At 71.5% G+C, this 12,426-nt stretch carries 13 protein-coding genes; 11 read left to right on the top strand and 2 right to left on the bottom strand.

Features of this window, described 5'->3' with window-relative positions; all coding sequences use genetic code 11:
• Positions 1-486 precede the first annotated feature (486 nt).
• The 3 genes from H4W31_RS33890 to H4W31_RS33900 all read left to right on the top strand — a co-directional run bounded on the left by H4W31_RS33890 (position 487) and on the right by H4W31_RS33900 (position 3,381).
• A complete protein-coding gene (locus H4W31_RS33890) occupies positions 487-1,347 on the top strand; it encodes an AfsR/SARP family transcriptional regulator (protein ID WP_404825645.1) in 861 nt (286 codons plus the stop codon).
• A gap of 322 nt (positions 1,348-1,669) precedes the next feature.
• Positions 1,670-2,014, top strand: coding sequence for a TcmI family type II polyketide cyclase (locus H4W31_RS33895; RefSeq protein ID WP_192770334.1), 345 nt, complete (start codon positions 1,670-1,672; stop codon positions 2,012-2,014).
• Positions 2,015-2,031: 17 nt separating this feature from the next.
• Positions 2,032-3,381, top strand: coding sequence for an FAD-dependent oxidoreductase (locus H4W31_RS33900; protein WP_192770335.1), 1,350 nt, complete (start codon positions 2,032-2,034; stop codon positions 3,379-3,381).
• Positions 3,382-3,421: 40 nt separating this feature from the next.
• Here the strand turns inward: H4W31_RS33900 and H4W31_RS33905 are convergent, their stop codons facing one another.
• Positions 3,422-4,309, bottom strand: a complete 888-nt coding sequence (locus H4W31_RS33905; RefSeq protein ID WP_192770336.1) for an NAD(P)-dependent oxidoreductase — start codon at positions 4,307-4,309, stop codon at positions 3,422-3,424.
• A 65-nt stretch (positions 4,310-4,374) separates the two neighbouring features.
• Here H4W31_RS33905 and H4W31_RS33910 point away from each other — a divergent pair, with 65 nt between their 5' ends.
• On the top strand, positions 4,375-5,034 hold the full coding sequence (locus H4W31_RS33910; RefSeq protein WP_192770337.1) for a TetR/AcrR family transcriptional regulator: 660 nt from the start codon (positions 4,375-4,377) through the stop codon (positions 5,032-5,034).
• Positions 5,035-5,047: 13 nt separating this feature from the next.
• Here H4W31_RS33910 and H4W31_RS33915 read toward each other — a convergent pair whose 3' ends face one another.
• The gene (locus H4W31_RS33915) at positions 5,048-6,085 is read right to left on the bottom strand and encodes a LacI family DNA-binding transcriptional regulator (RefSeq protein WP_192770338.1); all 1,038 of its coding nucleotides are present in this window, start codon (positions 6,083-6,085) and stop codon (positions 5,048-5,050) included.
• Between the two features lie 231 nt (positions 6,086-6,316).
• On the opposite strand from H4W31_RS33915, the gene H4W31_RS33920 reads away from it, so the two are divergent.
• The 7 genes from H4W31_RS33920 (at position 6,317) to H4W31_RS33950 (ending at position 12,423) form a co-directional block, all read left to right on the top strand.
• Entirely contained in the window at positions 6,317-7,069 is a 753-nt protein-coding gene (locus tag H4W31_RS33920; protein ID WP_225945819.1) for an SDR family NAD(P)-dependent oxidoreductase, read from the top strand.
• Positions 7,070-7,193: 124 nt separating this feature from the next.
• A complete protein-coding gene (locus H4W31_RS33925; RefSeq protein ID WP_192770339.1) occupies positions 7,194-7,511 on the top strand; it encodes a DMT family transporter in 318 nt (105 codons plus the stop codon).
• A 35-nt stretch (positions 7,512-7,546) separates the two neighbouring features.
• On the top strand, positions 7,547-8,167 hold the full coding sequence (locus H4W31_RS33930; protein ID WP_192770340.1) for a TetR/AcrR family transcriptional regulator: 621 nt from the start codon (positions 7,547-7,549) through the stop codon (positions 8,165-8,167).
• Between the two features lie 403 nt (positions 8,168-8,570).
• Positions 8,571-9,497: a DUF6807 domain-containing protein gene (locus H4W31_RS33935; protein ID WP_192770341.1), complete on the top strand. Its 927-nt coding sequence runs from the start codon at positions 8,571-8,573 to the stop codon at positions 9,495-9,497.
• Positions 9,494-10,264, top strand: coding sequence for a cupin domain-containing protein (locus H4W31_RS33940; protein ID WP_318783556.1), 771 nt, complete (start codon positions 9,494-9,496; stop codon positions 10,262-10,264). Before H4W31_RS33935 ends, H4W31_RS33940 begins: the two co-directional genes overlap by 4 nt.
• A gap of 30 nt (positions 10,265-10,294) precedes the next feature.
• Positions 10,295-11,374 carry a Gfo/Idh/MocA family protein gene (locus tag H4W31_RS44540; protein ID WP_192770342.1) on the top strand — a complete coding sequence of 360 codons (1,080 nt, stop codon included), beginning with the start codon at positions 10,295-10,297 and terminating at the stop codon, positions 11,372-11,374.
• A complete protein-coding gene (locus H4W31_RS33950) occupies positions 11,368-12,423 on the top strand; it encodes a DUF6807 domain-containing protein (protein WP_192770343.1) in 1,056 nt (351 codons plus the stop codon). Before H4W31_RS44540 ends, H4W31_RS33950 begins: the two co-directional genes overlap by 7 nt.
• Positions 12,424-12,426 lie beyond the last annotated feature (3 nt).

Here is a 12,426-nt window from a genome sequence, read left to right on the forward strand (position 1 = left end):
CGCGCTCCGCGTTCGGTGACACTGGGTTCCGGGCCGCGAACGGGTCTGCTCCCCCGACCACTCCCCCGACCGTCACCTAGTCCAATGACTGGTGACCACCCTGCCGAGGCGGTGTCAACGGATTGTCACCCGATCACGTACCACCGGAACCCGGTTCGGTGACGCTCCGGTGACGGTGATCGGGCAGAATGCGCGATCCGGACAGCGCCCCGTACCCCCGAGCGCTCCGTCGCGAACCCGAGCAGAGCCACTTATACCCAGCTCAGGGCAGGTGTGACCTGACCGGACGGGTACGTCGGAATGTCGACCAGCCGATTGACCCAGCGTGACGGTGATTGATAACCTTCGTCACGCTTTGCGGCGTCAGCCGCCGGCTGACGGAGGCGGCGTCCAGAGCACCGTCGGCGTACCGGAGTGCTGGACGGGGCCACCATCGGTGGCAGGGCGGACTTCGGGACACGGGTTCCGGGTGCAGGAGGGTGGGCCGTGACCTCGAAGGAGAGCGAGCCGCACGACGGGGTACGCCGGCCGCCGGCCCAACCGCCCGCTCAGACGATCCAACTGCTGCTCCTGGACGGGTTCAACCTGCTGCACGACGGGGCACCAATCGTCGTACCGCGTGGACTGCAACGGATCATCGCGCTGATCGGCCTGCGTCCGGGTGCGACCCGGGCCCACCTGGCCGGTCTGCTGTGGCCGGACACCGCGGAGGAACGGGCGATGTCGTCCCTGCGTACGGCGCTGTGGCGACTGCGGCAGGAGGGCAGCTGTCCGGTACTGACCGCCGGCGACACCGTCCGGCTCGACCCGGTGGTGATGCTGGACATCGACGACCTCGTTCGGGCCGCCGAGCGGGTCCGGGACGGTGCGGACCCCCGCTGGGCCGCGAAGATCCTCACCGCCGGCCGACACGACCTGCTACCCGGCTGGTACGACGAATGGGTCCTGCCCGAACGCGAGCGGCTGCGCCAGTTGCGGCTGCACATGCTGGAGGAGATCGCCCGTGGCCACCTGCGGGCCGGGCAGCACGGCGAGGCGCTGCAGGCGGCCCTCGAGGCGGTACGGGCCGAGCCGCTCCGGGAGACACCGCACCGGCTGATCGTCGAGACCCACCTCGCCGAGGGCAACGCCTACGAGGCGCTGCAGGCGTTCTACGTCTATCGTGACCTGCTGCTGCGGGAGCTCCAACTGGAGCCGTCCGAGGCGATGTGCGGCCTGCTCAGTGATCTTCTCGCCCCGATACCCAGGCCGACGATCACGCACGCGCCACGCCCGAAGCCCCAGTCCTCGCGCCCCGGGCCGTACGCCGGGCGGTCGGCCCTGCCGGCGATGCCGGGACCGCGCTGATCACCACGGAACGAGACCGGCCCGCTCCTGGGGCCCGATCCGTCCGACCTGCGTGATCCGTCTCCGTCGGCCGAGGGCAGCCCTGTCGATCCGTCGGCGTGCTTCCGTGCGGGCGACGGACCCCATCGTGGCGCCACCGGCGTCACCGGGGCGTCAACCGGGGCGGCGGACGCATGCGTACCGGTTGACATCCCCTTGACGTCGCGGGCGGCATGGTGACCGGGCCCGGGACGTGCGGTCGCACCGCCGGCCGAGCCGGCCGGGACCTGTCCGGTCGCCTGGGCCAACCGGGCCGACCCGTACCAGCCAGTGGGGAGACGACATGAATCGTGTGCTGATCGTGGGCAGGATCGTTCCGGGGACCGAGGAGGCGATCGCGAAGATCTTCACCGAGTCCGACGAGACGGACCTGCACACCGTCACGGGGGTACGACACCGCTCGCTCTACCAGCTGGGCGACCTGTGCCTGCATCTGATGGAGACGGAGGAGTTCTCGCCGGCCCGGATGGAGCAGGCGAACCGGCATCCGCTCTTCGCCAGCGTCACCGAACGGCTCTCGGCGTACATCTCGCCGTACTCGCCGAACTGGCAGTCCCCCCGCGACGCCATGGCCCGGTGCTTCTATCAGTGGGACGGTCCCGGATCGGCGACCGGCACCCCACGTTGACAGCGGAAGAGGGTCCGATGCCCGGCAGACCGTTACACGTGATCGTCATCGGGGCCGGCACCGGCGGCATGTGCCTGGCGCACGGCCTGCGACGCGCCGGCATCAGCGTCGCGGTCTACGAGCGGTACCGGACCCGCAGCGACGGGCTGCTCGGCTACCGGGTCGGGATCAACCCGACCGGTTGCCGGGCCCTGCGGGAGTGCCTGCCGCCGGAGTTGTTCACCACCTTCCTCGCAACCTGCGCCCGGGCGCCCCGGTTCTTCAACGTGCTGACCGGGCAACTGCACCGGACGGCGTCCTTCGCGCTGCGCCCCGATGCGGACCCGACGAGCATCGACCAGTCGGTCTCCCGGATGACCCTGCGCCAGATCCTGCTCACCGACATGGACGACGTGGTCCACTTCGGTAAGACCTTCACCTCTTACGAGCAGCACGACGACGGCACCGTCACCGCCCACTTCGGCGACGGCACCTCGGCGACCGGCGACCTGCTCGTCGCGGCCGACGGCACCCACTCGGCGGTACGCCGGCAGTATCTGCCGCACGCCGAGGTCAAGGACGCCGGAAGCATCAACATCGCCAGCAAGATTCCGCTCACCGAGTACACCCGGAGCCTGCTCTCCGACGAGATCCGGGGCGGAATCTCGCTGATCTTCGGTGCCGGGGGGCTGATGGGCGTCCTGCACGTGATGGAGTTCAAGTGGGACCAGCGCGGCTCGGTCAAGCCTGGCGTCGGGGTGACCGACGCGAGCCTGATCGGAAGCTGGCCGGGGCTGCTCTACGACAACACGCGGGACTGCATCAACCTGATCATCTGGAGCGCAGCGGACCGGTTTCCCGAGGACGTGATGGAGCTGCGGGGTGAGCGGCTCGCCAAGGTCGCGCTCGACCTGACCCGGAACTGGCACCCCACGCTGCGCGAGCTGCTCCGGCACAGCGATCCGGGCAGCGTCATCCCGATCAAGGTCGCCACCTCCGTACCGGTGGAGCCGTGGAAGAGCAGCAACATCACGCTGCTGGGCGACGCGATCCACACCATGACCCCCGGGCGGGGGGTCGGGGCCAACACCGCACTGCGGGACGCGGCACTGCTCCGCCGGCACCTGGTCGCGGCGGTGGCCGACGCCGGCCCCCTGGTCACGGCGGTCGCGGACTACGAGACCGAGATGATCCGGTATGGCTTCGCCCGGGTCGCCGACTCGCTGCGTACCAACGGCACCAACGGGGACGATCCGATCTACAAGCCGATCATCGGCCGGTTCGCGATGCTGGCCGCCCGGGGCTACTTCAGTGTGACCAGCAGGCTGCCTCCGCTGCGCCGGAAGTTCGTCGACGAGCTCTACAACTACCGGGGCGCGGAGAGCTGAGGTACCGCCGCGAGGGCCGCACCGGGCGACCGGAAGCGGGTCACCGCGCCGGCGCGCCTCGGGTCGGGACGGCGAGTTCCTCGATCACGCCGGTCAGGCCCTCGGTGCCGTGGCCCCGGTCGATGCGTCGCCGCACCGCCTCGTGCAGGTGGACGAGCTGCGTGTGGTGCAGACCGGCCGCCGACCGCAGTCGCGACAACTGCTCCAGTACCGGGGCGTGCTCGACCAGGCTGGCGGGGCCCCGGGGATAGCGGCGTTCGCGGACCTCGCGGGCCGTTTCGGCGGTCGCCCGCGAGACATGACTCAACTGCCGGCCGGCGAACGTGGCGAAGGCGTCCAGCGCGGTGTTGTCGGCGCCGCCCACCAGCGCCAACGCGTTCAGGTAGGCCAACTCGGCCTCGTACCAGAGGCCGAGCAGCGCCAGGTCGTACCGGCAGGCCTGACCCGCGTCCGGCCCGAGATGGTGGGTCGTGCCGAGCTGTTCCAGGGTCCGGCGATGGGCGACGAACGCCCGCTCGGAACCACTGTAGAGAAGGGTGGCCTCCGGGCCGCCGAGTTGCTCGGGGCCGGCCTGGACGACACCGTCGAGGTAGTCGGCCCCGACCCGCCGCGCCCAGTCGGCCACCTGCTCCGCCCGGTCCGGCGCCCCGGTGGTCAGGTTGACCACCACCCGGCCCGGTACGGCGTCCGCGACGGTGCCCAGCACCGCCTGCACCGCGTCGTAGTCGGTCAGGCTGAGCAGGACCAACTCGCCGGCGGCCACGGCGTCGGCGGGCGTGCCGGCCAGGACCGCTCCCTCTGCCACCAGGTCCCGGGCCTTGTCGGGGGTACGGTTCCAGACCGTCACCGGATGGCCCCGGACGAGCAGGACGTGGGCCAGTGCGCTGCCCATGGCGCCCAGACCGAGCACGCTGACGGAAGTGTCCATCGTCGACTCCGCTCTACCCAGTATCGTTCCGGACCGACTCGTAACGTATCAGGTAGGCTTCCATCGTGGAAGCCGGACAGTCTCCCCCGCCGCCGCGTGGCGGCCGGCCACGCGATCCGCAGATCGACCAGGCGGTGCTGGACGCCACGTCGGCCCTGCTCGACGAGGTCGGCTACGTCCATTTGACGTTCGAGGAGGTCGCCCGCCGGGCCGGCACCACCAAACCGGCGATCTACCGCCGCTGGCCGGGCCGTCCTCGGCTGGTACTCGCGGCACTGGCGGTACGGCTGGGCGCCGTACGTACCGCCGACACCGGCTGCACGCTCTGCGACCTGCACGAGGGCATCACCCTCTTCGTCGCGCTCTTCGACCGCATCCGGCCGGAGGTGCTGGGACCGTTGCTCGCCGACTGCGCACCGGAGCCGGCACTACGCCAGACGTTCATGACCACCCTGTTCGAGCCGCCCCGGGTCGCCGTGGCCCGGATGATCGACCGTGCGACCGCGCGCGGGGATCTGCGTACCGATCTCGACCGCGATCTCGTCCTGGACATGCTCGGATCGCTGGTGCACTACCGCGCCCTGTTCGGCCACGCGGCGACCGGCGACGCCGACGTCGGCAGGGCGGTCGAGGCGCTGCTGCGCGGCGTCGCCACCGACTATCCGGCGCTGGTCGAGCAGAGCCGCCGGATGACCGCGACCGCCCAGTCCCACGGCGGGCACTGACGGCCGGGCCCCGTCAGGCCAGGGTGGGCGTACTGTCCCGGACGACCACCTCGCCGCGGACCCGCCGCAGTCGGGGTCGCTCGGCCCGGGGCTGCATCACGAGTTCGAGCGCCGCCGCCCCGACCTCCTCCAGCGGCAGCCGGACGGTGGTGAGCGACGGCGTCACGTCCCGGAGCGTGACGATGTCGTCGAAGCCGGCCACCGCCATGCCGCCGGGCAGCGGTACGCCGTGGTCGCGCAACGCCGAGATCGCGCCGACCGCCATTACGTCGTTGACGGCGAACACACAGGTGGCGTCGAGATCCCGGGCGAGAAGGTCGCCCATCGTGGCGTAACCGCCGTCCCGGGTGAAGTCGCCGTGCACCACGTGCCCCTTCGGCAGGGTGATCCCGGCGGCGGTCAGCCCGGCCTGGAATCCGGCGAGCCGGTCCCGGGCGGTGAGCAGCGCCCGAGGTCCGGCGAGTACGGCGAACCGCCGGTGCCCCAACTCGACGAGTCTGCGCGCGAGCATCCGGGCGCCCTCGCGGTTCTCCATCAGCACCGTGTCCAGTGGCAGGACGTTCTGGCTCACCAGCGCGACCCGGGCACCGGTCTCCTCGATGATCCGCAGTTCGGCCCCGAGCCGGTCCCGCAGCGTACGGTCGGCGAACCGGCTGCCGGCCAGGATGACGGCCCGGGGACGCTGACTGCGCAGGGTGGCCAGGTAGTCGAGTTCGCGTTCGGCCCGCCCCGTCGTGCTGTACATCATCACGATGCTGCGGTGCTGCTCGGCTGCGCGCATCACACCGGCGGCGATGGACGAGAAGAACGGGTCGGCGATGTCGTGCACCAACAGCCCCACCACGTTGGTGTGGCCCCGGGCCATCGCCTGGGCCTGGGCGTTGGTGGAGTAGTTCAACGCGGCGGCGGCGGCGAGCACCCGGTCCGTCAGATCCGCCCGGACCTGCCGGGTGCCGCTGCCGTTGAGCACCCGGGAGGCGGTCGCCACCGACACACCGGCCTCGTGGGCGACATCCATCAGCGTGATCGTTCCGGATGAGCGCTTGGTCATGTTGGCGGCCCCCACGAGCTGATTCGGTGGCGACGTACGAGCAGGCCGCACGCCTGGCATCCGCACCTTAATGCCCACCAGTCGGCCTGTGGTGCTCGGCGAGCCGATCCGGCGGGGCGGGACCGGGGCGGAATCCGGATCGACGTCGGCGTGCGAGTCGTGCCGAGGGCGACGGTTGCCCGGCGGGCCGGCAGACCGTACAGTCGCATTATTGTATCGATCGACACAGAAATGGGGTACGCCGTGGGACCACTCGCCGGCAAGGTCGCGTTGGTGACGGGAGGGAGCCGTGGCATCGGTGCCGCGATCGCCCGCCAACTGGCAGGAGACGGTGCCGACGTGGCGCTGACGTACCTGCGTGCGGAGCATCGGGCCGCGCAGGTGGTGCGGGAGATCGCCGCGCTGGGCCGGCGTGGCCTGGCCATCGCCGCCGACAGCGCCGACCCGGAGGCCGTGACCTCGGCGGTCGACCGTACCGCGGCGGAACTCGGCGGGCTCGACATCCTGGTCAACAACGCGGGGACGTTCCAGTACGGGCCGATCGAGGAGACCACGGTGCAGGACCTCGACCACACGCTCGGGGTACACGTGCGCGGGGTCTACCTGACGATCAGGGCGGCGGTGCCGCACATGGGCGAGGGCGGACGGGTCATCAGCATCGGCAGCTGCTTCGTCGAGCGGGTTCCGTACCCCGGGGTCAGCCTCTACGCGATGAGCAAGAGCGCCCTCGTCGGCCTGACCCGTGGCCTCGCCCGCGACCTCGGCGGCCGGGGCATCACGGTGAACGTCGTACATCCGGGGTCCACCGACACCGAGATGAACCCGGCCGACGGCGAGACCGCCGAGACCGAACGCGGCTTCATCGCCCTCGGCCGGTACGCCGAGCCCGCCGAGATCGCCGCGACGGTGAGCCACCTCGCCGGGCCCGGCGGTCGGTACATCACCGGAACGTCGATCAGTGTGGACGGCGGTTTCGCGGCGTGAGCGGGCACAGCGCGCGGATCGGCGCTTCCGGCCGCCACCGGCACCACTCCGACCGTGCGGCGGGCACCCGCCTGGCGGGCGGCGGCCAGCGACAGCGAGCCGGTTCCGGGGACAGCGGGACATCGTGGCCTGGCTCCTGCTGATCATCGCTGGCCTGCTCGAGATCGTCTGGGCGCTGGCGCTCAAGCAGGCCGAGGGGTTCACCCGGCTCTGGCCGAGCCTGCTCGCCGGCGGGACGGCGCTGCTGAGCTTCGGGCTGCTCTCGCTGGCGTTGCGGGACCTGCCGGTCGGAACGGCGTACGCGGTCTGGGTGGGTGTCGGGGCGGTCGGGGTCACCATCGCCGGTATCGTCGCCCTCGGCGAGAGCCTCTCCCCGCAGCGTCTGCTGTTCGTCGCCCTGATCGCGGTCGGCATCATCGGGTTGAAGGCCTTCGAGACCTGACCAGGTGGGGTGCGGTGGGTGGAAGGCGGTGGCCGTTGACCAGGCGAGGGCGTCCCCGGACGTTCGACCGCGCGGTCGCGCTGGAGCGGGCCATGGAGGTCTTCTGGCAGCGCGGGTACGAGGGCGCCTCGATGACGGACCTCACCGCCGCGATGGGCATCGGCTCGCCCAGCCTGTACGCCGCGTTCGGCAGCAAGGAGGCACTGTTCCGGGAGGCGGTGGCCCTGTACGACGAGGTCGACGGGCGGATCCCCCGGCAACTGCTCCGGGACGCGCCGACCGCGCGGGCCGGCCTCGACGCGCTGCTGCGCCACTACGCGCAGGCGTACGTGGATCCGGCCCGGCCGACCGGCTGCATGGTGGCACTCGCCGCCACCACGATCAGCGCCGAGAACGACCAGGTCCGGGCCTTCCTCGCCGAGTGCCGCCAGGCCGACGTCGCCAACCTGGAGCGGCGGCTCGACCGGGGTGTCTCGGAGGGCGACGTGCCGAGCGGCACCGATACCGGCACGGTGGCCGAGTTCTTCTACGCCGTGTCGCTCGGGATGGCGCTGCGGGCCCGCGACGGCGCATCGGGGCAGACGCTGCGGCGCATCGCCGAGGCCACGCTCGCCGCCTGGGACGCGGTGCTGGAGTCGGCGACCCCGGCCGACTGAGTCCGGCGCGGCGGCTGCCGCGATCCGGGGACCACCGGATCGGCCGGCTGCCGTCGACTCGGCCGCCGGAACCGTGACGGACCCCGTGCGCACCGTGCTGACCTGCACCGAAAGTGTTTCAGCGGTTGCCGGATCTTGACGTCGCCGAGGGAAAGCGGTTAGCTCGGAAAGCGGTTACCGTCCTCCTCCGTCAACCCGATCAGTCCACTGGAGACAGTCAGCCCACTGCCCTGACGATCCGTCGGGTCGGCCCCCAGCGTCGTCCGGCCGACTTCGGGACAATGGTGGCCTCACCCACGACCGGCGCCGCGTCCAGTTCCGGAGGTGTACTCGCCGCACCCGCCTTCCCCCCGGCCGAGAGCCCTCGCACCCGTCCATCCCCGTGAAAGGCACGATCGCTGTCATGACCTCCGTAAACAGCACGGCCGGCAAGCTCGGCGTCACCCACGAGCACGGACGTCAGATCGTCGTCAGCGCCGCCGGAGTGGACATCGCCACCTACGTGTACGACCCGCCGGTGCCGGACTACGAGTCGCCCAAGCCGTACCTGCACCCGCTGCGGACGTTGAGCGGGGCACTCGTCTCGGCGTACCGGCCCAACGACCACCGGTGGCACAAGGGCATCCAGATGACGATCTCCCACCTGTCGGGGCAGAACTTCTGGGGCGGGCACTCGTACGTACGCGACCAGGGCTACACCCCGCTGGACAACATCGGCCGGATGCGGCACGACTGTTTCGATCTGGTCGAGGTCACCGACACCGAGCTGACCCTGCGGGAGTCACTGACCTGGATCACCTCGACCGACGAGCACTGGGTCGCGGAGCGCCGGGAGCTGCGGATCCACGGCATAGACGCCGACCGGGGCAGCTGGATGCTCGACTTCGACACCGAGCTGCGCAACATCCGCGGCGCGGAACTGCGCTTCGGCAGTCCGACGACACACGGTCGCCCGAACGCCGGGTACACCGGTTTCTTCTGGCGGGGGCCACGCGGCTGGACCGGCGGTCAGATCATCACCGCCGACGGCGGCGGCGGGCCGGAGAGCATGGGTCGGGAATCGCCGTGGCTGGCGTACACCGGGGAGCACGACGAGGTCGACGGCGGCGGCACGGTGCTGGTCTTCGCCGGCAGCACCAGCGCCCCGGTGCCGATCAAGTGGTTCGTCCGCAACGACCCGTTCCCCGCGGTGAACCCGTCGCCGGCCTTCGACGAGGAGGTGGTGCTCGCGCCCGAGGAGACCTTCCGGCTCGCCCACCGGGTCGTCTTCGCCGACCGTGTCTGGGACCGCGCGGAGATCGAGTCGTTCGCCGCGGAGCACCCGCGGTGACCGGCGGCGGCGCGGCGGCCACCGGCCCGGACGGAATGCCGCCCTTCCCCGGCGCGGTCGGGATCAGCGGGCTCCAGGTCTACCCCTGGCAGACCGACGACGGCCTGCACGGCGGCTCGCCCCACGTCCACCTCTGCTGCGCGGAGTGCTACGTCGTGGTCGCCGGCCGGGGCCGGCTCCAGACGCTGACGCCGCAGGGCTTCGACGAGTCGACGCTGACCCAGGGCGACGTGGTCTGGTTCACCCCTGGCACCATCCACCGCGCCGTGAACGACGACGGCGCACTCCAGGTCGTCGTGGTGATGCAGAACAGCGGGCTGCCGGAGGCCGGCGACGCCGTACTCACCGTGCCGCCGGCACACCTGGTGGACCTGCCGACGTACCGGCGCGCGGTCGCGCTGACCGGGCCGGACGGCTCCGGACCGCCGTCCGCCGAGCGGGCCCGGGCCCGCCGCGACCTCGCGATCGAGGGATTCACCGAACTCCGTCGCAGGTTCCAGGCCGGGGACACCGCCGCGCTCGACGAGTTCTACGCGGCGGCCACCGCCCTGGCGGGTCCGCAACTGGACGCCTGGCAGGCCCGCTGGGAGGAGGGGCCGGTGGCCGTCAGCCGGCAGACCGGGCAGCAGATCGACGCCCTCCGGCGTGGCGACCACCGCCACCTGGCCGCCGCCGCCGTCTCCCGGATACCCCGACCGGACCAGACGACCCTGGGCATGTGCGGCTTCCTCACCGCGTACGACCCCTCCCGTGCCGAACGCGGATAGCCCCGTCCGGCAACCGTCGAAGGAGCCCCTGTGGAACCCATCCGTGCCGCGATCGTCGGAACCGGAAACGTCGCCCGACTCCACGCCGAGTCCCTGCGCGAGCTGGGCGAGGACGTACGCCTGGTCGGTGCCGTCGACGTCGACGGCGACCGGCTGACGACGTTCTGCGACCGGCACGACGTACCGGCCCGGCACCGGGACCTGGCCAGCCTGCTGGAGAAGGACCGGCCCGACCTGGTGCACATCTGCACCCCGCCCGGCACCCATTACGACCTGGCGCTGGCCTGCCTGGAAGCCGGCAGCAACGTGCTGGTCGAGAAGCCGCCGACGCTGAGCCTGGCCGAACTCGACAACCTGATCGAGGCCGAGCGTAGGCACGGGGCGGCGCTGGCCACCGTCTTCCAGCACCGGTTCGGCACCGGCGCGCTACGGCTGCGCGCGATGCTCGACTCCGGGGTGCTGGGTCGACCACTGGTGGCGATCTGTCACACCACCTGGTTCCGGAACCAGGCCTACTTCGACGTCGAGTGGCGGGGCCGCTGGGACACCGAGGGTGGCGGGCCGACCATGGGACACGGCATCCACCAGATGGACCTGCTCTGCGCGATCCTCGGCGACTGGACCGAGGTCTCCGCGCTCGCCCGGCAGCAGGCCCGGCGGATGGAGACCGAGGACCTGAGCATGGCCCACGTCAGCTTCGCCAACGGTGCGGTGGCCAGCGTCGTGAACAGCTTGCTCTCGATCCGCGAGGAGAGCTACCTGCGCTTCGACTTCGAGCGGGCCACGGTCGAACTGACCCACCTGTACGGCTACGGCGACGACGACTGGCGGATCACCCCCGCGCCGGAGTACGCCGACGAGGTGATGGCGGCCTGGCAGGCCGGTTCCTCCGGGGTACCCAGCGCGCACCGCGCACAGTTCGCCGAGGTGCTGCGCAGCCTCCGGATGGGCACTCCGGCACCGGTGACCTCCGCGGAGAGCCGGCGCACGATGGCACTCGTCGCCGGGGTCTACGCCTCGGCGTTCACCCGCGCCCCCGTCCGGCCGGCCGAACTCTCCACCGACTCACCGTTCTACCGGAAGATGGAAGGCAACGGACCCCGATGGTGAACATCCCAGTCCCGGCTGTCGCCGTACCGGCGCCGGCCCCCGCCCCCGCCGCACTGCCCACCGGGGCGGGTTCCGGGGTGACGGCGACGCGGCCCAGCGGCGGGCTGACCGTCAGCCACGACGTCGGTCGTTCGGTACGGGTCGGCTGGCACGGGGCGGAACTCTTCGAGTACGTCTACACGCCGCAGGAACCCCGCGCCGAGTCCCCCCGCCCCTACCTCCATCCGATCCGGACCCTCGCCGGGAACGTGGTCAGCCTGTACCGCCCGCACAACCACCTGTGGCACAAGGGACTGTGCTTCGGGATCTCCAACTTCGGGCCGTACAACTTCTGGGGCGGATCGACGTACGTCCGGGGTCACGGCTACCGGTCGCTCGACAACATCGGGCTCGTCGCGCACGTCGACTTTCCGGCGCTGCACCGCGACACCGACGCCGTACGCCTGGTCGAACGGCTCCGCTGGGTTGGTCCGGACGGCGATCCGGTGGTCTCCGAGCGGCGTCGGCTGGCCGTGTCCGTGTGGGCGAACCTGAGCGCCTGGCGACTCCAGTTCGAGACCGTGCTCCGCAACGACACCGACCAGGTGATCACGGTCGGCAGCCCGACCACCCAGGGGCGGGAGAACGCCGGGTACGGCGGACTGTTCTGGCACGGCCCACGATCGTTCATCGGCGGACAGGTGGTGACCCCGGACGGCCCCGGCGCCGACGAGCTGATGGGTTGGCGCGGCCCGTGGATGGGCTTCGTCGGCCGGCACGACGGCCTGGGACCGCCCGCCGCACTCGCCTCCACCCTGGTCTTCCGGGACGACCAGGCGTTCCTCGGCGTTCCGACCCGCTGGTTCGTCCGCACCGAGCCGTACGCCTGCCTCGGCCCAGCCCCGTTCTTCGACCGGGAGTACGCCTTCGCGCCCGGTACCGAACTACGGCTGCGCTACGACGTCGTCATCGCCGACGGCGAGCGGGACGTGGCCGGATGTGCCCGGCTGGCCGACCGGGCCGGGCTGACCGACCTGTTGACCGGCGAACCCCTCGACCAACGAAGCTGAGGA

Origin of the sequence: Plantactinospora soyae, assembly GCF_014874095.1 — a bacterium.
GTDB lineage: Bacteria > Actinomycetota > Actinomycetes > Mycobacteriales > Micromonosporaceae > Plantactinospora > Plantactinospora soyae.

Bases quoted from the DNA above. Each gene is read 5' to 3' on its own strand.
- H4W31_RS33950 (WP_192770343.1), top strand. From the start codon at position 11,368: ATGGTGAACATCCCAGTCCCGGCTGTCGCCGTACCGGCGCCGGCCCCC.
- H4W31_RS33915 (WP_192770338.1), bottom strand. From the start codon at position 6,085: ATGACCAAGCGCTCATCCGGAACGATCACGCTGATGGATGTCGCCCAC.
- H4W31_RS33920 (WP_225945819.1), top strand. From the start codon at position 6,317: ATGGGGTACGCCGTGGGACCACTCGCCGGCAAGGTCGCGTTGGTGACG.
- H4W31_RS33905 (WP_192770336.1), bottom strand. From the start codon at position 4,309: ATGGACACTTCCGTCAGCGTGCTCGGTCTGGGCGCCATGGGCAGCGCA.
- H4W31_RS33935 (WP_192770341.1), top strand. From the start codon at position 8,571: ATGACCTCCGTAAACAGCACGGCCGGCAAGCTCGGCGTCACCCACGAG.
- H4W31_RS33900 (WP_192770335.1), top strand. From the start codon at position 2,032: ATGCCCGGCAGACCGTTACACGTGATCGTCATCGGGGCCGGCACCGGC.
- H4W31_RS33895 (WP_192770334.1), top strand. From the start codon at position 1,670: ATGAATCGTGTGCTGATCGTGGGCAGGATCGTTCCGGGGACCGAGGAG.